The sequence below is a fragment of the Pseudomonas sp. JBR1 genome (assembly GCF_028198185.1).
Lineage (GTDB): Bacteria > Pseudomonadota > Gammaproteobacteria > Pseudomonadales > Pseudomonadaceae > Chryseomonas > Chryseomonas oryzihabitans_E.
In genome coordinates this window covers 725457-747718 of sequence record NZ_CP116340.1, presented here as the reverse complement: position 1 = coordinate 747718, position 22262 = coordinate 725457, and the positions used below count along the sequence as shown (strand labels likewise).

17 protein-coding genes are annotated in these 22262 nt (G+C 64.3%); 9 read left to right on the top strand and 8 right to left on the bottom strand.

What is annotated here, in order from left to right; translation table 11 throughout:
* Positions 1-16 precede the first annotated feature (16 nt).
* From PJ259_RS03600 to PJ259_RS03575, 6 genes are all read right to left on the bottom strand, one after another.
* Complete coding sequence (locus PJ259_RS03600) at positions 17-1018, bottom strand: TRAP transporter substrate-binding protein (RefSeq protein ID WP_271654744.1); 1002 nt, start codon at positions 1016-1018, stop codon at positions 17-19.
* Positions 1019-1109: 91 nt separating this feature from the next.
* Positions 1110-1973 carry an HpcH/HpaI aldolase/citrate lyase family protein gene (locus PJ259_RS03595; RefSeq protein WP_271654743.1) on the bottom strand — a complete coding sequence of 288 codons (864 nt, stop codon included), beginning with the start codon at positions 1971-1973 and terminating at the stop codon, positions 1110-1112.
* Complete coding sequence (locus tag PJ259_RS03590; protein ID WP_271654742.1) at positions 1970-3169, bottom strand: CaiB/BaiF CoA transferase family protein; 1200 nt, start codon at positions 3167-3169, stop codon at positions 1970-1972. The genes PJ259_RS03595 and PJ259_RS03590 overlap by 4 nt, the downstream gene beginning before the upstream one ends.
* 16 nt (positions 3170-3185) lie before the next feature.
* Positions 3186-4535 (bottom strand): MmgE/PrpD family protein, encoded by a 1350-nt coding sequence (locus tag PJ259_RS03585; RefSeq protein ID WP_271654741.1) that lies wholly within the window; start codon positions 4533-4535, stop codon positions 3186-3188.
* Positions 4536-4545: 10 nt separating this feature from the next.
* Complete coding sequence (locus tag PJ259_RS03580) at positions 4546-5709, bottom strand: acyl-CoA dehydrogenase family protein (RefSeq protein WP_434776495.1); 1164 nt, start codon at positions 5707-5709, stop codon at positions 4546-4548.
* A 34-nt stretch (positions 5710-5743) separates the two neighbouring features.
* Entirely contained in the window at positions 5744-6571 is an 828-nt protein-coding gene (locus PJ259_RS03575; RefSeq protein ID WP_271654740.1) for an FAS1-like dehydratase domain-containing protein, read from the bottom strand.
* Positions 6572-6696: 125 nt separating this feature from the next.
* On the opposite strand from PJ259_RS03575, the gene PJ259_RS03570 reads away from it, so the two are divergent.
* Positions 6697-7611 (top strand): LysR substrate-binding domain-containing protein, encoded by a 915-nt coding sequence (locus PJ259_RS03570; RefSeq protein ID WP_271654739.1) that lies wholly within the window; start codon positions 6697-6699, stop codon positions 7609-7611.
* A 207-nt stretch (positions 7612-7818) separates the two neighbouring features.
* Here the strand turns inward: PJ259_RS03570 and PJ259_RS03565 are convergent, their stop codons facing one another.
* Entirely contained in the window at positions 7819-8784 is a 966-nt protein-coding gene (locus tag PJ259_RS03565) for a fatty acid desaturase (RefSeq protein WP_442964884.1), read from the bottom strand.
* Positions 8785-9531: 747 nt separating this feature from the next.
* Here PJ259_RS03565 and PJ259_RS03560 point away from each other — a divergent pair.
* Positions 9532-10755, top strand: a complete 1224-nt coding sequence (locus tag PJ259_RS03560) for an acyl-CoA dehydrogenase family protein (RefSeq protein ID WP_271654737.1) — start codon at positions 9532-9534, stop codon at positions 10753-10755.
* Between the two features lie 103 nt (positions 10756-10858).
* Positions 10859-10993, top strand: coding sequence for a hypothetical protein (locus PJ259_RS03555; protein ID WP_257721115.1), 135 nt, complete (start codon positions 10859-10861; stop codon positions 10991-10993).
* A gap of 103 nt (positions 10994-11096) precedes the next feature.
* Here PJ259_RS03555 and PJ259_RS03550 read toward each other — a convergent pair whose 3' ends face one another.
* Complete coding sequence (locus PJ259_RS03550; protein ID WP_059314778.1) at positions 11097-11468, bottom strand: response regulator; 372 nt, start codon at positions 11466-11468, stop codon at positions 11097-11099.
* Between the two features lie 334 nt (positions 11469-11802).
* On the opposite strand from PJ259_RS03550, the gene PJ259_RS03545 reads away from it, so the two are divergent.
* The 6 genes from PJ259_RS03545 (at position 11803) to PJ259_RS03520 (ending at position 22170) form a co-directional block, all read left to right on the top strand.
* Entirely contained in the window at positions 11803-12924 is a 1122-nt protein-coding gene (locus PJ259_RS03545; protein ID WP_271654736.1) for a mechanosensitive ion channel family protein, read from the top strand.
* A gap of 345 nt (positions 12925-13269) precedes the next feature.
* The gene (gene glgA / locus PJ259_RS03540) at positions 13270-14853 is read left to right on the top strand and encodes a glycogen synthase GlgA (protein WP_271654735.1); all 1584 of its coding nucleotides are present in this window, start codon (positions 13270-13272) and stop codon (positions 14851-14853) included.
* Positions 14854-15012: 159 nt separating this feature from the next.
* Positions 15013-16818, top strand: coding sequence for a malto-oligosyltrehalose trehalohydrolase (gene treZ / locus PJ259_RS03535; protein WP_271654734.1), 1806 nt, complete (start codon positions 15013-15015; stop codon positions 16816-16818).
* On the top strand, positions 16815-18881 hold the full coding sequence (gene malQ, locus PJ259_RS03530) for a 4-alpha-glucanotransferase (RefSeq protein WP_271654733.1): 2067 nt from the start codon (positions 16815-16817) through the stop codon (positions 18879-18881). The genes treZ and malQ overlap by 4 nt, the downstream gene beginning before the upstream one ends.
* Entirely contained in the window at positions 18878-21685 is a 2808-nt protein-coding gene (gene treY, locus PJ259_RS03525) for a malto-oligosyltrehalose synthase (RefSeq protein ID WP_271654732.1), read from the top strand. The genes malQ and treY overlap by 4 nt, the downstream gene beginning before the upstream one ends.
* Complete coding sequence (locus PJ259_RS03520; RefSeq protein WP_271654731.1) at positions 21682-22170, top strand: DUF2934 domain-containing protein; 489 nt, start codon at positions 21682-21684, stop codon at positions 22168-22170. Before treY ends, PJ259_RS03520 begins: the two co-directional genes overlap by 4 nt.
* The last annotated feature ends 92 nt before the right edge of the window (positions 22171-22262 follow it).

Genomic DNA, 22262 nt, shown 5'->3' with positions numbered 1-22262 from the left:
AAGCGCTCGCGGGTCTTCAGCTGGCTTTGTTGGCGTTGACCGCCGCCTCGATCACCTCGCTGCCGATCTCACCTTCGAACTTCTTCCAGACCGGCTGCATGGCCTTGCGCCAATCCTCGCGTTGCGCGGGGGTCAGCTCGATGATCTCGCTGGTGCCGGCCTTGGCGATGGCGCTGCGGGCTTCGTCGTTGAGCGCCTGGGCCTGGCGGTTCACCTCGACAGTGACTTCGCCCATCACCTTGTTCAGCTCGGTGCGCACGTCCTCGGGCAGGCCCTGCCAGAACTTGGTGTTGGTGATGACCATGTAGTCGATCAGGCCGTGGTTGGACTCGGTGAAATAGGGCTGAACCTCATGGACCTTCTGGCTGTAGTAGTTGGACCAGGTGTTCTCGGTGCCATTGACGACCCCGGTCTGCAGGCCTTGGTACACCTCGGCGAAACTCATCTTGCGGGGCGCGGCGCGCAAGGCCTTGAATTGCTCGTCGAGGACGGCGGACGCCTGCACGCGGAATTTCAAGCCGCGGGCATCCTTGGGCTCACGCAGTGGCTTGTTGGCCGAGAGCACCTTGAGGCCGTTGTGCCAGTAGGCCAGACCGGTGATGCCCTTGCCTTCCATGCTGGTCAGCAGCGCCTTGCCCTGGGGACCGGCCTGGAAGCGGTCGACCGCAGCCATGTCATCGAACAGGAACGGCAGATCGAAAACCTGCACCGCCTTAGCGTAATGCTCGAACTTGGCCAGCGAGGGCGCCAGCATCTGGACATCGCCCAGCAGCAGGGCCTCCATCTCCTTGCCGTCGCCGAACAGCGAGGAGTTGGGATAGACCTCGACCTTCACCCGGCCGGGCAGGCGTTCTTCCGCCAGCTTCTTGAACAGCACTGCGCCCTGCCCCTTGGGCGTGTGTTCGGCGACGACGTGGGCGAATTTGATGGTGATGGGGGCTTCATCCGCGGCGTGCAGCGAACCGGCGAAGGAAAACACGGCGGCACAGAACAGCGTCTTGAAGGGAAACGTGGGCATGGCGACACCTCATCTTGTTTTTGTAATCAGGTCGGGGTTATTTAACGCGCCCCCTTACCAGGGGGGAATTCATCATTGCCCAACAGGGCCTTCAGCTCTGCCTAACACTGCACAGTGTTCGTCCCAGGCGCCTTAGCAGCCGCTGTGCACGCCCTATGACCGGCGCATCGACCATTTTTCCATCGACGACGAAGACCCCCAGGTCCCCCTGACTCGCGGCGATCACCCGCTGTGCCCAGTCGATTTCCGTCTGCGTCGGGGTCAAGGTGTCGTGCACCACGGCGACTTGGCGGGGATGAATGCACAGCAGGCCACCGAAGCCCTGGTCGCGGGCACTGCGGGTGGCCGTTGCCAGACCAGGCAAGTCGTCGATGGCCGGAAAGACGCTGTCCAGCGGCGCAGGCAGCCCGGCCAGTCGCCCTTCCAGCAGGAGCCGGAAGCGTGCCTGATCCAGCAGCCGTTCCGCTGCCGCCGTACCACTTTCAAGGCCGAGATCGAGGCCGAGGTCCAGACCGCCGAGTACCAGGCGCTCCACCCCGGCAGCCTTGGCAATCTCCTTGAGGCGATCCAGGCCACAGGCGCTCTCGATGATCGGCCAGACGGGCTTGGCCGTCATGGCCAAGACGTGGTCGATCTGGGCGGCGCTTTCCGCCTTTGGCAGCACCACCCCGCGCACCTGCTCCAGCCGCTGGCACAGCGCCAGGTCCGCGCCGTGCGCCGGGTGAGCGGCGGAATTGATGCGCACCCAGACCCTGAGCTCAGGCGCTGCGAGCAGTGCCTGTTCGAGGTCAGCGCGCGCCGCCGTCTTGGCGGCTTCGGCAACCGCATCTTCCAGGTCCACGATCACCGCATCGGCGCCACTGGCCAGGGCCTTGGCGATTCGCTCCGGGCGGGTCGCTGGTACGAACAGGGCAGAGCGAGGGTCGTCAGGCCTGAGGTCGACAGCCTCGGTCATAGCACACCCCGCTGGCGCAGCGCGTCCAGCGCGGCCGCATCATACCCAAGCTCCTGCAGCACCGCCTCGGTGTGCTCGCCCAGGCCAGGAACCGGGTCCATGCGGGGGTCGAAGGCGTTGTTGCTGGCCGGGGGCAACAAGGCCGGCAAGGGACCGGCCGGGCTGCCGACCTCACGCCAGCGATCGCGGTCACGCAACTGGGGATGCGCCCAGACCGCCGCCATGTCGTTCACTTGGGCATTGGCGATCTGCGCGCGCTCCAAACGGGCAATGACCTCCTCGGTCTTGAGCTGCGCGAAGGCCTCGACGATCAGATCACGCAGGACGCCCCGATTCGCCGAGCGCTTGAAGTTGGCAGAAAACCGCGGATCCGCGGCCAGTTCCGGCTGCAATAGCACCTGCTCGCAAAACAGCTGCCACTCCCGCTCGTTCTGCAGGCCCAGCATCACCGTGCCGCCATCGCCGGCCGGAAAGGGGCCGTAGGGGTAGATGGTCGAGTGAGCGGCACCGGCGCGTGCAGGTGCGGGCATACCCGCGTACGCGTAGTACAACGGATAGCCCATCCACTCCACGAGACTCTCCAGCATGCTGACCTCGACGCGACTGCCCTCCCCGGTCCGCTCCCGCAGCAGCAGGGCCGAGAGGATGCCGCTGTAGGCATACATCCCGGCCGCGATGTCAGCGATCGAGCAGCCCGCCTTGGCCAACTGGTCATCCTCAGGGCCACCCGTCACCGAGAGAAAGCCCGCCTCGCTCTGAATGAGCAGGTCATAGGCTTTCTTGCGTTCGTAGCTGCCACCGGCGCCATAGCCGGACACGTCACAGACGATCAGCCGGGGAAAGCGTTGGTGCAGCGCCTCGAAGCCCAGCCCCAGCCGACTCGCCGCGCCCGGCGCCAGGTTCTGCAACAGGACATCGGCCTGGGCAAGCAACTTGTCCAGCACGGCCAGGGCGTCGTCCTGCTTGAGATCCAGGGCCACGCTCTCCTTGGAGCGGTTGGTCCAGACGAAGTGGGAGGCGAGACCCGCGACGCGCTCGTCATAACCGCGGGCGAAGTCGCCGCTGCCTGGCCGCTCGATCTTGATGACCCGGGCGCCCAAGTCAGCAAGTTGCCGGGAGCAGAACGGCGCGGCGATCGCATGTTCGAGACTCACGACCGTGATGCCATCCAGGGGACGAGGTTTTTCGACAGCCATCTTGGGGCACTCCAGATCAGGTGAAGCAGTAGAGGTCCGCACACTCGTGCAGCCGCCAGGCCTGGGCGATCAGCGCATCGGCCTCGGCAGGTGGGCGTTTGCCGGCGAAGGCGACCAGGCGGCGAAACTTGTCTTCCAGTTCGGTCCTGTCGAGGGTATTGCCCGGATCACCCTTGGGTTCGTCGATCCGTCCCTGCAGGACGACGCCCTGGCGAGTGGTCACCTCGACCCGTCCCAGCCAGCGCTGGGGATAGGCCGCATCGACCTCGGGGTCCAGTCGCATGCCCACTCGCGCGCGGAAGGCCGTGACCGCGGGATCGCTTAGGGCCGAATGCGCGAACTCGCCCAGTTGCGCCTTGCCGTGCACAGCGATCAGGCCCAGCACCGTGCCCATGGAAAACTTGGCCTGGTGCACGGTACGAGGCACCTCGACCCGTCCCAGCACGTCCAGGGCGCCCTGATGGACCCGCGCCGTCACCTGGGCGATGTCCTCGGGCGCCAGTCGCTCGCGCTGCATCAGATCCAGCAGGGCATCGGCCGCGGGATGGGTATGGCGACAGGACGCATGAAACTTGAAGGAGGTTTCCAACAAGGCCCAGCGGTGCCCCAGACCATCGCTCAGCCGGCGGGCATCGGCATCGCTGGAAAAACCGGCGGCCATACCCTGCTCACCTTCCAGAATGTTGCGCGCACCGGTCAGCCCCTGGGCCGTGAGATAGGCCGCAAGCAGTCCATCCGCTGCCGCCTTGGCAGTGTGCAGCTGCTTGGAATCGGCGGCGTCGCGCAGGAACTCCCAGAGACCCGCAGCCTGGGTACCGGCGTTGCCGAGCACCTGGATGAATTGCTCCCGGTTGAAGCCGAGCAGCTTGCCCACCGCCACGGCCGCGGCCAGGGTGCCGACCGTGGCCGTGGTGTGGAAGATCCGGTAGTGGGAGCGCCCGAGGAATTCACCGATGCGAATACCCGCCTCGTAGCCGGCGACTGCGGCAACGATCAGCTCCTGTCCGCTTTTTCCCAGATCCTGGGCCGCGGCCAGGGCGGCGGAAAAGACCACCGTGGCGGGGTGCAGCACCGAACTGTTATGCAGGTCGTCCTGCTCCACCAGGTGGGAGGCTGCGCCATTGACCAGCGCCGCAAAGTAGGCCGAGGTGCCGTAGGGTGCGACGAGCACCCGGGCACGCCCCTCGGTGGGTCCCATGGTTTGCGCATAGGCATGGAACAGTGGAATGGGATGGCTGCCGTCGCTGGCCAGGGCGGAGCCCAACCAATCGAGAAACAGCTCTTCGGTCCGGGCCACGACGTCGTCCGGCAGATCCGCGTAGGCCAGCTCGCCGAGAAAGGCTGCCAGGCGTTCGGTATGGGTCATGCAGGTCACCCTAGAACGAGCGCGGCAGTTCGAGCAGGTGCTCGGCCACGTAGGAAAGAATGAGGTTGGTTGAGATGGGTGCGACCTGGTACAGGCGTGTCTCGCGGAATTTGCGCTCGACGTCGTACTCGGTGGCGAAGCCGAAGCCGCCGTGGGTCTGCAGGCAGGCATTGGCTGCCTCCCAGCTGGCCTTGGCCGCCAGGTACTTGGCCATGTTCGCCGCCGCACCTGCGTTTTCGCCACGGTCGTACAGATCGCAGGCGTGCCAGCGCATCAGGTCGGCGGCCTCGATCTCGATATGGGCCTCGGCGATGGGAAACTGCACGCCCTGGTTCTGCCCAATGGGCCGGCCGAACACCACGCGGTCGCGGGCATAGTGACTGGCCTTCTCGACGAACCAGCGACCATCGCCGATGCACTCCGCGGCAATCAGGGTGCGCTCGGCATTGAGGCCATCGAGGATGTAGCGAAACCCCTTGCCCTCTTCCCCGATCAGGTTGCTGGCAGGGATTTCCAGTTCATCGAAGAACAGCTCGTTGGTCTCGTGGTTGACCATGTTGGGGATGGGCCGAACCGTGAGCCCCTTGCCGATGGCCTCGCGCAGGTCCACCAGGAAGATCGACATGCCCTCGGACTTGCGCTGCACGGCTTCCAACGGTGTGGTCCGCGCCAACAGGATCATCAGATCGGAATGCTGCACCCGGGAGATCCATACCTTCTGCCCATTGATCACATAGCGATCGCCCTTGCGCACCGCGGTGGTCTTGATCTTGGTGGTGTCGGTGCCGGTAGTGGGTTCGGTCACGCCCATGGACTGCAGGCGCAATTCGCCGCTGGCCAGGCGAGGCAAATAGGTGCTCTTCTGCTCCTCGCTGCCGTTCCGCAGCAGGGTGAACATGTTGTACATCTGCCCATGGATGGTGCCGGAATTGCCGCCGCAGCGATTGACCTCTTCCAGGATGATGGAAGCTTCGGCCAGGCCCAGACCCGAGCCGCCATAGGCTTCCGGAATCATCGCGGACAGCCAGCCCGCCTCGGTCATCGCCTGGACGAAGTCCTGGGGAAAGCCCTTCTGCTCGTCGAGGCGGCGCCAGTATTCGGCAGGAAAACCGGTACACAGGCCGCGTACTCCGTCGCGAATGGCGGCGAATTCCTCTTGTCGTTCGTCCAGCATGGGGCTCTCCTCTCTTGTTGTATGGGCGCCGCTGTCATTCGAAACGCAGCTGGGCGACCTGGGCCACACCGTCGGCATTGCCAGCCCACAGCTCGGCCTCGCCGGGTGCGACGACCTGACCACTCAGGGTGAAGGGGGTGGGCGCGATCAGCGGACGCAGGCCGCGATAGCTGAATTGGCGTAGCCGGGCAGCGGGATGGGCGCGCTGAAAACTGCGCAGCAGCAGGGTTGCGATGAGCGGGCCATGGACGACCAGACCGGCGTAGCCCTCCTGCTGCGTCGCGTAGGGCCAGTCGTAGTGAATGCGATGGCCGTTGAAGGTCACCGCGGAATAGCGAAACAGCAGGGTGGGTTCCGTTACCACCTCTTCCGCCCAACTGCCGAGGGCGATGGCCTCGCCGCTTCCGGCCTTGGGCGCACCAGGCTCGCGATAGACCAGATCCTGCTCTTCGCGCAGCACCAGCTCGTCCTGCTGGAAATAGCGATGCTCCACGGTCACGAACAGCAGGCTACCGCTACGGCCGGTCTTCTCCTCGACCTGCAGCAGGGTCGAGACGCAGCGGACCTCTTCGTCGACGCGCAGCTCGCCAAGAAACTCCAGGCGTCCGCCTGCCCACATGCGATTGCGCCCTTCTGCCGAGGGCAGGAAGGTGCCCCGCGAGGCGTGACCGTCTGGCCCGAGCTGGGCGCCTGCCACAGGGTTGTCGAAGAAAGCCCAGTGCCAGAGCGGCGGCAGCGCCTCGCCAGCTGCCAAGGGCAGCTCGTCAAGGGTATGGGCGATGCGGGCGATCTGGCGTTGCCCCAAGAAATCCCGGGTTTCGAGCGTTCTCCCTACCCAGGCTGCGGCCGACGTTTTGTTCATGCTTGACTCCCCTCGATGGGCTCACGACCAGCTTGCGGGGAGTTGTTTCGTTCTGTGAATTTACATTTGTGTAAGCCGGCATTCGGCTAGGCTGAACGCCCGAAAGGCGCACGGAGCACAAGAGCATGCATTTTGACCTGCCTGACCTGCGGCTTTTCATCCATATCGCCGAGTCGCCCAGCCTGACCCAGGGCGCACGCCGCGCCGCGCTCTCGCCAGCGGCCGCCAGCGCCCGGGTGAAGGCCCTCGAAAGCCAGTTCGGTATCCGTCTGCTATACCGTGACAGCCGCGGCGTAGAGCTCACGCCCGCGGGCCAGCGCCTGCTGCAGCATGCCCGCCTGGTGATGCGCCAGGTCGACTTTCTCAAGAGCGAATTCACCGAATACGGCAGCGATGCCACCGGCCATATCCGGATCTTCGCCAATACCACGGCGGTCACCGAATTCCTGCCAGGCCTGCTGGCCGGCTATCTCGCTGATCGCCCAGGCGTGACGGTGGACCTTCAGGAGCGCCTTAATCGCGACATCGTCAGGGGCGTCATCGATGGCGCCGCCGATCTGGGTATCACTGCCGGCCTGATCGAGGCCAACAACCTGCAGATCCTGCCCTACAGCATGGACCGGCTGGTGCTGGTGGTACCGATTGACCATCCCTTGGCGAACCAGCGTCAGGTCACGCTGAGTGAGACCTTGGCCTACCAGCACATCTGCCTGCGCGAGGGCACCAGCCTGCTGAATTTTCTCCAGGATCAGGTGGAGCGACTGGGCGCCACCCTGAACATGCGTATCCAGCTCTCCAGTTTCGAGGCCGTGTGCCGCATGGTGGAAGCCAAGGTTGGCATCGGCATCCTGCCGGAATCCGCTGCCCAGCATCACGGCCAAAGCATGCAGATCCGGACGATAAGACTCGAAGAAACCTGGGCCCTGCGCGAGCGCAATATCCTGGTCAGGGACCTGGAGGCGCTGCCGGAAAGCGTCCGCGCCCTGGTCAGGCTGCTGCAGGGTTCGGCCAATGGCGGAAGGATTCAAAGACGTGCCTAGCGCCATGGCGCGGTAGCGTCTCCCCTCTCCACCGCCGCCAAAGACGCTCCCTGGCCATCAGCATCGGGCGGCTTTCCATTCGGGCCCGCTGATCCGTCTGGTAACGGCGGTAGCCCCATTACGTTCAACCTGGCCGCTCCGGCCATGAACGCCCACCTCTCCTGCCTGATCGCCATGGCAGAGGAGTAAGACAGGGCTAATCAACCTTCATGGGGTGGTATTATCAAGATCCAGGCTGATATGAGTAGCCTGGATCCATAGGCCATGTATCCAAGGCTGCGCAGTGGGATGCAGCGGCCCATCGACGGCACGCCAGGCAAAACGTCGCCCTAGTTCGCGATAACCCGAGAACACGAAATCACCGCTGCGCATCCTGTAGGCCGTGCGTCTGGCACGGTAGACCCGCGGGATGAGATACCAGGGCAAGCCGGGCAGATCGTGGTGAACCAGATGCAGGGTGTTGTTGAGAAACAGCCACCGCAGCGCCCCGCCGCTCTCATTGAGTACGCAGCGCTGGGCAGGATCCTGTGCCGGCCGATGTTCGTAGAAGGACCTGATCAGCGCCACGGCCAGGCCGGGCCAGGCGATACCCAGGGCATAGACCGCCGCGGGCATTCCGGACAGTTCTTGAACCGCTACCAGCAGGCCAGCGCCTAGCGCCAGGTGGACCAGCCAGACGCGCAGCACGCCAGGCTCGCCGCGTCGCCAGCGGCGGACTTCATGATCGAGCATGCCGTGCAGCGCCAGCGCCGGACCTACCAGGATCCGTCCGATCAGCGTCTTGTCCAGCCAGAGCAGCGCGCGTCCGGCCTGCCCTCTCCGCTCCCAGAGCTCCGCATCGACATAGCGGCTCTCGGGATCGAGTCGTGGATCAGTGAGCGTCTCGCGGTGGTGGTGGGCCAGATGACTATCGCGATAGAGCGGAAAGGGAAACCAGAGCCCGAGGGGCGGATAGGCAAGCATGGCGTTTGCACGCGGCCAGCGCGTGGGATGGCCATGGATCAGCTCGTGCTGCAGGGACTGATGGAGTACGACGACCAGTATCAGCGGCGGCAGCGTCCAATAGCCAAGCGACTGCCAGCCACAGAGGAGCGTCAGCCAGCTGCCGTAGACGCCGAAGACCAGCGCCCAGGTAGGCCACTCACTGCGGGCGGCAAAGGTATGCGAGAGCATTTTGACCAGGCGGCGATGCCGCGCATCCAGATAGACAGTCACCGCCAGATCCCAACCAGGACAATCGAGCGACAACACTAGGTACGGTCGAGAACGACGCCAAATAATATTTAGGTATTACCTCATGAAAAGAGCAGCGCTGGCTGACGACCGATAGGCTTCGCACTGTTGCCCATTGGACAGTAATAGATGAAACAGCTTTTCTCTTTATTTTTTTAATAAATAAATTACTATAAAAATCAGACATTTATTAAAATTAAAAATATTTCGCCGATTTCACCGCTGTTGCGCAATGGACAGTGATATTGATATTCGAAGCCGGTGCATATGCTTAGCAGTTTTGAGCATTGGTCGATCGCCAGGTTGTATTTCTAGACTTTGGCAACCTCCCTAGTGGTCATGAACTCCCATGCTCTTTTTTACTCGCTCTCCTTATACAGACAATGTCACGCAAACGCCCATCGCGAACCATGCCACCGAATGGGAAGAATCCGGGCATCCCCGGGCGGGTTCGGTAATAGGCCAACAGCCCCAGGCCGGACTCGCAGAGGCGAACCAAGGCCTCACCAGTTGCCGCCAGGCTTTATCCCCGGAGTCGTCAATGGCGCTGCTCGGGGCGCCAGGCCAACGCTTTGTCGCGGCTGCCCTCCTGATCGGCCGTACCGACATGGCGCACACGGCGATGGCCCGTATTGGCATCACCCAGCTTGCGACCTCGCTGACAGGATCTGAAGGAGCCCCGTTCGCATGAGTACCCTTTGCGCAGGCTGGGGCGCAGGCCCTTCCGATCGATACGCCGAACTCTCGGCGCAGTTTCAGCCGCTGTTCCGGCGCATCCGCGAGGGGGCCATCGCGCGTGAAGTACAACGGCGTCTACCCGTAGAGGAGCTTGGCTGGCTGAAGGCGGCGGGGTTCACCGCCTTGCGTCTGCCGATCGAATACGGCGGGGCAGGTATCACCCTGCCGGAGCTCTTTGCCCTGCTCATCGAACTGGGTGAGGCGGACTCCAACCTGGTCCAGGCCCTGCGCGGGCATATGGGCTTTGTCGAAGGGCTGCTGAACAGTGAGGACGAGGCGCGGCGCAGGCGCTGGTTCGCCCGTATCTCCGCCGGCGAGACCCTGGGCCCGGCTTCAAGCGAAGTGGGTGACGCCCGGCGTGCCGAGTTCAGTACCCGCCTCTGCCGGGACGGAGATTCCCTGCTGCTTTCCGGCACCAAGTTCTACACCACCGGCTCGCTCTATGCCGATTGGATCGACGTGGGCGCCACCGACGACGCGGGCAACAGGGTAACGGCCACCCTTCGCCGCGACGCCCCCGGCGTGGAGGTAGTGGATGACTGGAACGGCTTCGGCCAGACCCTTACCGCCAGCGGTACAGCGACCTTTACCAGTGTTCGGGTAGCGCCCGAGGACGTAGTGCCGGTGGGCGAGCGGTTCCGTTATTCGCCCGGGTTCTTTCAGGTGTTTCACCTCGCCAATCTGGCCGGCCTGGGACGCGCCATGAGCGGCGAGGTCGCCGCAGCAGTGGCCGCCCGCACCCGTACCTTCACCATCGGCAATGCCGACCGGGTCAGCCAGGATCCGCAAGTGCTGGCCGTGGTAGGTCAGGTGCGCAGCGCCGCCTACTGCGCCGGGGTGATCACCCTGAAGAATGCCGAGGCGCTGCAAAGGGCCTATGACCTCAGGCACGCAGACGATCCCGCCGCTGAGGATCGCGCGGTGGACCTGGCCGAACTGGAGGTCTGCCAGTCGCTGAATGTGGTTACGGACCTCATCCTCGACGCTTCCGGCCGCCTGTTCGACGCCCTGGGCGCATCGGCGACGCTGAAGCCTCAGGGGCTGGATCGCTTCTGGCGCAATGCTCGCACCCTCGCCTCCCACAATCCGCGCATCTACAAGGACCGGATCGTCGGTGACTTCGCGGTCAATGGCACTGCCCCGCCACCCCAATGGAAGATCGGTGTTGCCTGAGCATGCACGGCAGTCGGAAACGGCGAAGCGAGCCGCCCTGCACCGCTGTTCGCCGCCCTCGTCGATGCGCTAAGCTCGCCGGCTTCCCCCTTGGAGCGCCGTCATGGAAAGGTCTCGCCGTAATCGTCAGGTCATGTGGAAGGCGATCAAGGATCCGCGCTTCATCCCCGTCGCGGTCGCGGCGGTGTGCATCGTGCTGTTTTTCGTGCTGGGCCTGATCGACGTCCTGGGCGACTGATCCATCCGCACTCAAAGTGCCGAAAGGCCCCTGAGCACGGTCAGCCTGGTGCTCTCTGCGCAGGCCGCTTCGCGCGGCCTGCCTCCCAGCAAGGGGACCGCCCTCAGCCCTTGCGCTGATTGAGAAAGCGGAAGCAGCCGGCCAGCAGGTCGTCGAAGCGCCAGGGCTTGGGCAGGTAGTAGATGTCCGGTGCGCGCTCGGGCTGCAGCTCTTCGAAGTATCCGGAAGAGACGATGATGGGCAGGCCCGGCAGTTGTTGCTTGACGCGACGAGCCAGCTCCAGGCCGTCGATGGCGCCCGGCATGCGGACATCGGTGATCAGCAGGTCCGGCGTGGGTTGCGCGCTGGACAGGTGTTCCCAGGCCAGGTCCGCAGTACCGAAGGTCCGTACCTCAAAGCCTTCCCCTTCGAGCACTTCTTCCATCAGCCCGAGCAACATGTTCTCGTCTTCGACGACCACTACCACTGGTTTCATAAATCCGTCTCGATCTCCGCAGGTCCGCCATCTGACTGGACGTGTCTCGTTGGGGCGCGAATTCTACTCCTATCCTGCGTCCGCTGCGCAGTCTCCTCTCAGCTTAGACCGGAGGTGCGACATCCTGCCTCACTGCTCGACAGAAAAAGGCAGAAGGGATCCGCACACGGCTAGACACCATAGGGGTATTAACTCCTGAAGGGGTTTCGGCGGGTGATCAGGGAACCGCGGGTGGCCGCTCCAGTCGGAATCCAGGTATCTCGAAGGGCTTCCCGCGATTCAGGCGCGTCAGCTCTCAGGATCATGGGAAGCCGTCTGCCATAGGAGAAAGCGCATGACGGCCATCGACTGGACGGGTTGGCTCACCGCCCCCTGGATCACCACCCTGATCGCGGCGGCGGTCGCCCTGCTGATCAGCACCATTGCCCTGATCCTGGCCTTCGCCGCCATCCGCCGCCTGGCCAACCCTTTCCTGCTCGCTCGCAACCTGGTCAAGTACGCGGAGAAGCCCGCACGCCTCGCCGTGCCACTGGTCGTGCTCCAGGGTGTCTGGAACTCAGCACCCGATGCCCTGCCGCTGTTGCGTGCGGTACAGCATGTGACCGGGCTATTGAGCATCGCCGCCTTCACCTGGCTGGGCCTGCGCATGGTCAAGGCGGTGGGCGCCACCATCGCCCTGCGCAATCCGGTGGATGTGGTCGACAATCTGCGCGCCCGCCGGATCCAGACGCAGAGCCGGGTACTGGTGCGCAGCCTCAGCTTCGTCGTGCTGCTGATCGGTATCGCCCTGATGCTGATGACCTTTCCCGCCGTCCGGCAGGTGGGTGCCAGCCTGCTGGCCTCGGCTGGCGTTGCCGGCCTGGTGGCCGGTATCGCGGCGCGCCCCGTGCTGGGCAACCTCATCGCCGGCCTGCAGATCGCCGTGACCCAGCCGATCCGGCTGGACGACGTGGTCATCGTCGAGGGCGAATGGGGCCGGGTGGAAGAGATCACCGGTACCTACGTGGTGGTACGCATCTGGGATGATCGCCGGCTGGTAGTGCCACTCCAGTACTTCATCGAGACACCCTTCCAGAACTGGACTCGCTCCTCCTCCAGCCTGATCGGCTCGGTATTCATCTGGGTGGATTATTCATTGCCGCTGGCGCCGATCCGCACCGAATTGGAACGCGCCTGTGCCGAAGCGCCCCATTTATGGGATGGCCGCGTCTGCGTGCTGCAGGTCACTGATGCCTCGAGCGAATCCATGCAGGTTCGAGTGCTGGTGAGCTCTGGCGACTCCTCGAAGAATTGGGACCTGCGCTGTTTCGTGCGCGAACGGCTGATCACCTATGTCAACCGCGAATTCCCCCTCTGCCTGCCCAAGCTGCGAACCGAGCTGGGCCGTCGCGATCATCTCCCTTCATTACATTCCGACGAAAGGCATGAACCTGCGGTGCGACAGCCAGAAGTCTGACTTGGTAGTCATCTACGGCGATCTGGTGCGCAAAAAACGCTTCACTTGCCATTTATTCCTTAGCGCACCAGAGATGATCGTCAGCTTTGGGCACGCATCTGGCAATACGAAGGATAACCGCAACATTCGCGCGGGAAACTTGTGACGTTGTCCATGAGTCAGTGCGAGAGCAATCTGGAAATCCGCGAAGCAGTTCTCGCCCAATTCCAGACATCTCAGAAGAGATGACCGGCAAAAAGGCTGTAGCAGCTCGGCTGTAGGCGTTTTTGAACCAGGAGCATCGAGCTTCAGGAAGAAGCAATCAGGTAAACCTCAGTCTCGAACTTGCTGCATTGGGAGCGCACCATGGCAAATGCCGTCGTGGGGAAATTTGGGGCTCTGGAGCCCGTAGAAACTGCCACTCGCACCACCAGATCCAGCTCTCCTCACAAGCGTATTGAAGAGCCTCAGCTGACGCTGAGCTCCGTTGTTGAAAGCCGCAAGCGTATTCTTTTCGTTACCCCGGAGATTTCCGACTTCGTCAAGGCCGGCGGCCTGGGCGAGGTATCCGGCGCCCTGCCCCGCGCCCTCGCCGCCTCCCATGACGTTCGGGTACTGATCCCTGGTTATCGTCAGGTGATGGCCGCGATCAAGGACCGGGTGCAGATGGTCGGCCGCATCGCCGCCCGTGCTGCCATGCCGGCCTGCGACATCGGTCGCGTCAATCTGGACGACGGGCTGGTCGTCTATGTATTGATCTGCCCTGAGCTCTACGAGCGCTCGGGCAATCCCTATGGCGACCTGAACGGCGCCGACTGGGCTGACAACCATATCCGTTTCGGTCGTCTTGCCAGCGCCGCTGCCGATTTCGCCCTGGGCGACGCCTCCATTCGCTGGGTGCCGGATCTGCTGCACCTCAACGACTGGCAGACGGGCCTCGCAGCCGGCTACCTGCGTTGGAAGGGTGCCACTACCCCCTGCCTGACCACCATCCACAACCTGGCGTATCAGGGCCTGTTCCCGGCCTCGGTCATGGCCGACCTGGATATTCCCGCCCACGCCTTCCAGATGGAAGGTCTGGAATTCTGGGGCAAGGTGTCCTTCCTCAAGGCCGGCCTGGTCTACGCCGACCACATCACCACCGTCAGCCATACCTATGCCCAGGAAATCACCACCCCGGAATTCGGCTGCGGGCTTGAAGGCCTGCTGCAGGTCAAGGCTCGTCAGGGCAAGCTGACCGGTCTGCTCAATGGCATCGACGATGGCTGGAGCGCCTGCAGCGATCCGCACCTGTGCCAGCAGTTCCACGAATCCGACTGGGACGGCAAGGCGGTCAACGCTGCCCGCATCCGCGAGGAATTCGACCTCGAGCCGTCCAATGGCCCGTTGTTCGCCGTGGTCTCGCGTCTGGTCCAGCAGAAAGGCATCGATCTGACCATCCAGGCGGCCGATCACATCGTCGCCCGCGGCGGCCAGTTGATGATCATCGGTTGCGGTGAGCCGCACATCGAGCGGCAGGTGCGTGCTCTTGCTCTGCGCTATCCGGGTCGTGTCAGCGCCCACATCGGCTTTTGCGAGACGGAAGCCCGACGCATGTATGCAGGCAGCGATTTCCTGCTGATGCCTTCGCGCTTCGAGCCCTGCGGCCTGAGCCAGATGTATGCCCAGCGCTTCGCCTCGCTGCCAATCGCTACCCGTACCGGCGGCCTGGCTGACAGCATCGAAGACGGCACTACCGGCTTCCTGTTCGCCCCGCTGTCGCTGGAAAACTACATCGGTGCGATCGATCGCGCCCTGGGCGTTTTCGAACGCCAGGGCCTGCTGCTGGCCATGCGTCACAGGGCCATGCAAGGGCCGTTCTTCTGGTCCGAATGCGCCAAACCCTATGCCTCGCTGTACCTCGATCTGCTCCAGGCCACCGCTCACCAGGAGCGTCACGTCGGCGTCTGATGTCCGACGTGGCTACCAAGCGCTTTTCCCTGGCCAAAAGGCCGACGAAAAGCGCTCACCCCGCCCAACTTTGAGCAACTCTCACCGGTCATAACAGCAACTGCGGCCAATTGGGCCGCAGTGCCTTTTTTGCCGTCCGGTTTCGGGAGTTCTCCATCCATGACTGATATTTCGCGCGACGCAGCCGCGGTAACCGGGGGCTACGCCTGGCAAACCCGCGCCGGTGCCACCCTGGTGAGCAAGGACCGTACGCTGTTTCACTTCTGGGCGCCCAGCGCCGACGCCGTGTCGGTGGTGCTGGAAGGCGGCATGACCATCCCCATGGAAGCCGAGCAAGACGGCTGGTTCGCAGTGGAGGCGCAGTGCGGTGCCGGCACCCGCTATCGCTATCAGATCGAAGATCTGTTGGTCCCGGACCCCGCTTCCCGCGCCCAGGCCGGCGATGTGCACGAGCCGAGCATCGTCATCGACCCGACCACCTACCACTGGCAGTCCGTCGAGTGGCAGGGTCGTCCCTGGCACGAAAGCGTCATCTACGAATTGCATGTCGGCACCCTGGGCGGGTTCTCGGGCGTGGAGAAATTGGTACCTCGCCTGGCCGCGCTGGGCGTCACCGCCATCGAACTGATGCCACTGTCGGAGTTCCCGGGCAGTCGCAACTGGGGCTATGACGGCGTCCTGCCCTATGCCGTGGAAGCTTCCTACGGCACCCCCGACGATCTCAAGTCGCTGATCGATACCGCCCACACCCATGGCGTCATGGTCTATCTGGACGTGGTCTACAACCACTTCGGCCCCGACGGCAACTACCTGCACGCCTACGCCGAGCGCTTCTTCCGCGAAGACATCCATACCCCCTGGGGCGCCGCCATCGACTTCCGCCAGGATGCCGTGCGCCGCTACTTCATCGACAACGCCCTGATGTGGCTGATGGAGTACCGCTTCGACGGCCTGCGCTTCGATGCCGTCCACGCCATTGGCGACAAGGGCTTCCTCGAGGAAATGGCCGAGGAGATCCGCAGTACCGTCGAGCCGGGTCGCCATGTCCACCTCATGCTGGAAAACGAAGACAACACCGCCACACTGTTGGGCGGACGGCATTACGACGCCCAGTGGGCGGACGACTGGCACAACGTCATGCACCCGTTGCTGACCGGTGAGAACGAAGGGTACTACCAGGACTTCACCGAGGATGCGACCGCAAAGCTGGTGCGCTGCCTGGGCGAAGGCTTCATCTATCAAGGCGAGCCGACCCGTCATGGCAAGGCCCGGGGTGAACCGAGCAAGAACCTGCCCGCCTCGGCCTTCGTCATCTTCCTGCAGAACCACGACCAGGTGGGTAACCGCGCCTTCGGTGAACGCCTGACCCGACTGGCGCCGGAACCCGCACTGAAGGCCGCTACCGCCCTGCTGCTGCTCAGCCCGATGATTCCCTTGCTGTTCATCGGTGAGGAATGGGGCAGCCGCCAACCCTTCCTGTTCTTCACCAGCCACAACGACGAGCTGGCTGAACTGGTACGGGATGGCCGCCGCAACGAGTTCAAGGACTTCGACTTCTTCACCAGTGAAGAACATCGCCAGCAGATCCCCGATCCGAATGCGCCCAAGACCTTCGAAGATTCCAAACCCAACTTCGGCGAGGCCGATCAGCCTGACCATGCCGCCTGGCTTGGCCTGTATCGCGAGCTGCTGGAGATCCGTCGCCGGGAACTCTTCCCGCGCCTGGAAGGCGCTCGTGCCGAAGGCGCCGAAGCCCTGGCCGACCGCGCCGTGCGGGCACGCTGGAGCCTGGCCGATGGCAGCCGCCTGACCATCGAACTCAACCTGAGCGAGAACGCCGTGCAGGTGGACGAGGCGCCCCAGGGTGAATTGCTGCACAGCAGCGACGCTGCAGCAACGCCAGCACGTCAGGACGGTCAGCTGGCTGCCCACTGCGCACTGGTCTGGCTGGAGAAACAGGCATGAGTGGAGATCGTCTGGAACAATTGGCCAAGGCCGCCGGTATCGCCATGGAATGGACCGCCTACGATGGCAAGCGCCAACGGGTGAGCCCGGAGGCGCTACGCAATCTGCTCAAGGCCATCGAGCTGCCCGCGGACAGTGACGCGGACATCGATGCCAGCCTGCGCAAGCTGGCCGAGGTCGGTGACAAGGATCACCTGCCACCCCTCCTCACGGCCGTGGTCGGTAAACCCGTCGGGACACCCGACCAGTTCAAACGTGGCGTCCGCTATGAGGTGCAGTTGGAAGACGGCGAGCGCCTGGAAGGTCAGGTAGATGACCAGGGCCAGCTCGCGCCCATCAGCACCGCCGGTTATCACCAGGCGGAAATCGGTGGTGAAGCCCTGACCCTGGCCGTTGCGCCGGAGCGCTGCTTCACCATCGCCGACGCTACAGGCGACGAGCAGGCCCGGCTCTGGGGCCTGGCTGTGCAGCTCTATAGCCTCAGACGCGACGGTGGCAGCGGTGCGGGCGATTTGCAGGGTCTGGTGCAGCTCGCCAAGGCAGCTGCCGGCAAGGGCGCCGATGCCCTGGCCATCAGCCCGCTGCACGCCATGTTCAGCGCCGATGGCAGTCGCTACAGCCCCTATTCGCCGTCGAGTCGGGTGTTCTTCAATGTGCTCTATGCCGCGCCAGAGCTGGTGCTGGGCGCCGAGCCCGTGCGTCAGGCCATGCAGCGTGCCGGCCTGCAGGCGGAAGCCGAGCGCCTCGAACAGCTTGAGCTGATCGACTGGCCGGCCCTGGCCAAGCTGCGGCTGCGCCTGCTGCGCACCCTGCATCTGGAGTTTCGCACCGCCGCCGGCACACTGCGCGAGCGCTTCGAGGCCTTCCGCCGCGACGGTGGCGAAGCCCTGGAGAATCACTGCCGCTTCGAAGCCCTGCATGCCTCCTTCACCCAGGGCGATGCCTCGCCGAGCTGGCAGCATTGGCCGCAGCAGTATCGCGACCCCAAGAATCCTGCCGTGGCTGAGTTCGCCGAACGCCACGCCCAGGACGTGGAGTTCTATGCCTTCACCCAGTGGCTGGCCAGCGAAGGGCTGTCCGCCGCCCAGAAGCAGTGCCGCGAATCGGGCATGAAGATCGGTCTGATCGCCGACATCGCCGTGGGCGCGGATGGGGGTGGCAGCCAGGCCTGGAGTCGTCAGGAAGAGCTGCTGGCTTCGGTCACCGTCGGTTGTCCGCCGGACCTGCTCAACCAGAAGGGCCAGGGCTGGGGCATTTCCGCCTTCTCGCCCACCGGGATGGTCAAGCACGGCTTCCGCGCCTTCATCGAGATGCTCAGGGCCAACTTCGCGCACGCCGGCGGTGTGCGCATCGATCACGTAATGGGCCTGCAACGCCTCTGGCTGGTACCCGAGGGCGCTTCCCCGGCCGACGGTGCCTATCTCTCCTACCCCATCGACGACCTGCTGCGGCTGGTCGCCCTGGAGTCCTGGCGCCATCGGTGCGTGGTCATGGGCGAGGACCTGGGCACGGTGCCCGAGGGGTTCCGCGAACGCCTGGCCGAGCGCGCCGTCATGGGTATGCAGATACTGCTGTTCGAACGCGACGACAAGGCCTTCAAGCCCGCCGCGGGCTGGTCGGACACCGCCATGGGGATGCCCACTACCCACGATCTGCCAACCCTCACCGGCTGGTGGCAGGGCCGTGATGCCGACTGGCAGGAAAAGCTCGGCCTGCTGCCCGACGGCACCACGCGCCAGGACCGGCTCGACGAGCGCGCCGAGGATCGCCAATACCTGGCCAAGGTGCTGAAGCTGGACGATACCCGCGAAAGCAATGTCGAACAGGCCGTCGACGCCGCCATCGAGTTCATCGGCCGCACCCCTGCGCCACTGATCATCCTGCCGGTGGAAGACGCCCTGGGTCAGCTGGAACAGGCCAACCTGCCCGGCACCACCAACGAACACCCCAACTGGCTGCGCCGCTGGGACGCTCCTGCGGAGCGCCTGCTGGACGCAACCACCCCTGAACGACGCCTAAGCGTGCTGAGCACTGCCCGTAACAATCCGGAGAACACTCGATGAGTCGCTTGCGCGCTACCGTACGCCTGCAGTTCCACAAGGATTTCACCTTCGACGATGCCCTGCCCCTGGTCGATTATTACGCCAAGCTGGGCATCAGCCATGTCTATGCATCCCCCATCACCACGGCCCGCGCCGGGTCCGTGCACGGCTACGACGTGGTCGACCCGACCCGGGTCAACCCTGCGCTGGGCGGCGAAGAGGCGTTGCGTCGCCTGGTGGCCCGCCTGCGCGAGCACGGCATGGGCCTGATCGCCGACTTCGTGCCCAACCACACCAATGTGGGTGGCTCGGAAAACGCCTGGTGGCTGGACATCCTCGAATGGGGACGCCAGAGCCGCTATGCCAGCTTCTACGACATCAACTGGTACGGACCGGACCCGGATCTGCAGGGCCAGGTGCTGCTGCCCTTCCTGGGAGATGCCTACGGCAACGTACTGCAGGCCGGCGACCTCAAGCTGGTGTTCGACGCCGAGCAAGGCGCCTTCCGCGTGGAGTACTACGCCCACCACTTCCCCATCAACCCGGGCACCTATGGCCAGATCCTGCGCGAGAGCGACCTGCCTCAACTGAGCCTCTTCGCCGATGCCTTCTCGGCGCGTGCCAAGGACCTGGAAGAAGCCCGCGGTGCCCAGCGCCAGCTGGCGGACGCCGCCAAGGACCCGGCCGTGGCAGCCGCCATCGAGAAAGCGGTCGCCGCCTTCGACGGTAGCCAGCCCGCCAACCAGGAACGCCTGCACGCCTTGCTGGAAAGCCAGCACTACCGCCTGGCCAGCTGGCGTACCGCCTCGGACGACATCAACTGGCGACGCTTCTTCGACATCACCGAACTGGGCGGCCTGCGCATGGAACGCCACGAGGTGTTCGAGGAAACCCATTCGCTGATCTTCCGCCTCATCAGCGAAGGCCTGCTCGACGGCCTGCGCCTGGATCACATCGACGGCCTGGCCAATCCCCGTGCCTATTGCCGCAAACTACGTCGCCGCGTGGACGACCTCTGCGCCAGCCGCAGCGGTGGTGCGCCGGAAGATGGCTTCCCCATCTATATCGAGAAGATCCTGGCCGACGGCGAGCAGCTGCGCGAAGGCTGGGGCATCGATGGCACCACCGGCTACGAGTTCATGAACGAGGTCTCGGCGGTGCAGCATGCCGCCAGCGGCGAAGCGCCCCTGCGTCAGTTCTGGGCCGAGCAGACCGGTCGTACCGAGGACTTCCTCGAAGAGGTACGGGAGGCACGGCGCCTGGTGCTCACCGGCGCGCTGTCCAGCGAATTCGAATCGGCCGTGCACACGCTGCACCTCTTGGCCCAACAGGACTGGCGTACCCGTGACACCAGCCAAGGCGCCATCCGCCGGGTGCTGCTGGAGCTGATCGTGCAGTTCAAGGTCTATCGCACCTATGCCGGCGCAGCCGGTTTCGTCGGCGCCGATGCCCAGTGGTTCGATACCGCGCTGGAAGCGGCCCGCCCCCACGTCAGCGAAGCGGAACAGCCGCTGCTGGAGCAATTGCGCGCCTGGCTGGGTGGCGATGCACCGCGGCACAAGCCGGTGGGCAGCGTGGCCCGTCGCGAACAGCGTCGCGCCATCACCAAGTTCCAGCAACTCACTTCGCCCATCGCCGCCAAGGCTGTGGAAGACACCGCCTGCTATCGTTCCGCCCCTCTGCTCTCGCGCAACGATGTGGGTTTCGATCCCCAGCATTTCGCCCAACCCGTGAGTGCCTTCCACAAGGCCAGCGGTTGGCGTGCCGAGCACTTCCCGCGCAACATGCTGACCACTGCGACCCACGACCACAAGCGCGGCGAAGACACCCGTGCGCGTCTGGCGGTGGTCTCCGAACGACCGGATGCCTATATCGCCCAGGTCAGTGGCTGGATGAATCAGGCGGCGCCCCTGCGTGGCCAGTGGAACGATGCTCCCGCGCCGACGCCGGGCGATGAGCTGATGCTCTACCAGACCCTGCTCGCCAGCTGGCCGCTACACCTGGAAGCCGACGATCAGGCCGGCCTGCAGGCCTATCTGGAACGCCTGCTGCAGTGGCAGGAAAAGGCTCTGCGTGAAGAGAAGCTGGAGTCCGACTGGTGGGCGCCGAACGGCGACTACGAGGCAGCCTGCAAAGCCTTCCTGGAAGGCCTGCTGACCAACGACGACTACCGCGCCCTGCGCGGCGAGATCGTGACCGCCGTACACGAACTGGCGCCTGCCGGCGCGCTGAACGGCCTGGTGCAGATGCTGCTGCGCAACACCGCGCCCGGCGTTCCCGACCTCTACCAGGGCGGTGAATTCTGGGACTTCAGCCTGGTGGAACCCGACAACCGCCGCGCCGTGGACTATGCCCCGCGCCAGCAGGCCCTGGCGCAACACGCCTCTGCCAGTGCGGCACTGGACGCCTGGCAGGACGGCGCGGTCAAGCAACAGGTGCTGGCCACCGTGCTGCAACTGCGCAAGCAGCAACCGCAGCTGTTCACCGAAGGTACCTACCTGCCGCTGACAGTAGCGGGAGCCCATGCTGATCAGGTACTGGCCTTCGCCCGTACCTGGGAGCAGCACGCGGTGATCGTCATCGTGCCGGTACATGCCTCCGACCTGCTGGAAACCGCTGGGAAGCTCACCTTTTCTGCAGAGGCGTGGCAGGACACCCGGATAAAACTCCCGGAAACCTTGTCCATGTACCGTTTTGGGGAAACTTTTGCCCCTTCGTCTGTCCATGACCAGAAGAAAGAGCTTTCTGTCGGCGAGGTTCTGGCACGTTTTCCGCTTGGATTGCTCAGCACACAAGACATCACTCAAGGAGCCGCACCGCAATGACCCAAAAAGACGAACGCATCCAGCAGCTCGCCTATCAGATCTGGGAGTCCGAAGGACGGCCGGCCCACGAACATGATCGCCACTGGGAGATGGCGACCCGCTTGTACGAAGCCGAACAGGAAGGCGTCGCCAAGAAGACCGCTGCCAAGAAACCGCGCGCCGCCACGGCTGCAGCGAGCGCGGAAAAGCCCGTTGCAGGCAAGGCGCGCACCACTGGCAAGACCAAGAGTGGCAGCGAGAAGGCTGCCACCGAGTCCGCAGCCGCTGGTGAGTCGGTGACCGAGAAGGTCGAGTCGGCCGCCAAGAAGGTCGCCTCCAAGGTGAAGCAGGCGGTCAAGCCCAGTGCAAGCAAGACCACCGCCAGCAAGGCTAAAGCCGATGCCAACGTCGAGGCGACTGGCGTAGGTGTGGCACCTGCCACGCCGAAGAAGCCCCGCGCTTCCCGCGCCAAGTCGGCGACGGCCAAGCCCGCCGCAAGCGAGTGATGTGATGTTCGGCCTGGCCAATCGGCCAGGCCTTCCCCCTGCCGCCTCGCTGCGGCCTTCGTGCAACTGCCTTTTTCCTCATTTTTTCTTGA

What these genes read in the sequence shown, in the direction of transcription:
- PJ259_RS03600 (WP_271654744.1), bottom strand. Translation starts at nt 1,018, where the DNA reads ATGCCCACGTTTCCCTTCAAGACGCTGTTCTGTGCCGCCGTGTTTTCC.
- PJ259_RS03595 (WP_271654743.1), bottom strand. Translation starts at nt 1,973, where the DNA reads ATGACCGAGGCTGTCGACCTCAGGCCTGACGACCCTCGCTCTGCCCTG.
- PJ259_RS03590 (WP_271654742.1), bottom strand. Translation starts at nt 3,169, where the DNA reads ATGGCTGTCGAAAAACCTCGTCCCCTGGATGGCATCACGGTCGTGAGT.
- PJ259_RS03585 (WP_271654741.1), bottom strand. Translation starts at nt 4,535, where the DNA reads ATGACCCATACCGAACGCCTGGCAGCCTTTCTCGGCGAGCTGGCCTAC.
- PJ259_RS03580 (WP_434776495.1), bottom strand. Translation starts at nt 5,709, where the DNA reads ATGCTGGACGAACGACAAGAGGAATTCGCCGCCATTCGCGACGGAGTA.
- PJ259_RS03575 (WP_271654740.1), bottom strand. Translation starts at nt 6,571, where the DNA reads ATGAACAAAACGTCGGCCGCAGCCTGGGTAGGGAGAACGCTCGAAACC.
- PJ259_RS03570 (WP_271654739.1), top strand. Translation starts at nt 6,697, where the DNA reads ATGCATTTTGACCTGCCTGACCTGCGGCTTTTCATCCATATCGCCGAG.
- PJ259_RS03565 (WP_442964884.1), bottom strand. Translation starts at nt 8,784, where the DNA reads ATGCTCTCGCATACCTTTGCCGCCCGCAGTGAGTGGCCTACCTGGGCG.
- PJ259_RS03560 (WP_271654737.1), top strand. Translation starts at nt 9,532, where the DNA reads ATGAGTACCCTTTGCGCAGGCTGGGGCGCAGGCCCTTCCGATCGATAC.
- PJ259_RS03555 (WP_257721115.1), top strand. Translation starts at nt 10,859, where the DNA reads ATGGAAAGGTCTCGCCGTAATCGTCAGGTCATGTGGAAGGCGATCAAG.
- PJ259_RS03550 (WP_059314778.1), bottom strand. Translation starts at nt 11,468, where the DNA reads ATGAAACCAGTGGTAGTGGTCGTCGAAGACGAGAACATGTTGCTCGGG.
- PJ259_RS03545 (WP_271654736.1), top strand. Translation starts at nt 11,803, where the DNA reads ATGACGGCCATCGACTGGACGGGTTGGCTCACCGCCCCCTGGATCACC.
- glgA (WP_271654735.1), top strand. Translation starts at nt 13,270, where the DNA reads ATGGCAAATGCCGTCGTGGGGAAATTTGGGGCTCTGGAGCCCGTAGAA.
- treZ (WP_271654734.1), top strand. Translation starts at nt 15,013, where the DNA reads ATGACTGATATTTCGCGCGACGCAGCCGCGGTAACCGGGGGCTACGCC.
- malQ (WP_271654733.1), top strand. Translation starts at nt 16,815, where the DNA reads ATGAGTGGAGATCGTCTGGAACAATTGGCCAAGGCCGCCGGTATCGCC.
- treY (WP_271654732.1), top strand. Translation starts at nt 18,878, where the DNA reads ATGAGTCGCTTGCGCGCTACCGTACGCCTGCAGTTCCACAAGGATTTC.
- PJ259_RS03520 (WP_271654731.1), top strand. Translation starts at nt 21,682, where the DNA reads ATGACCCAAAAAGACGAACGCATCCAGCAGCTCGCCTATCAGATCTGG.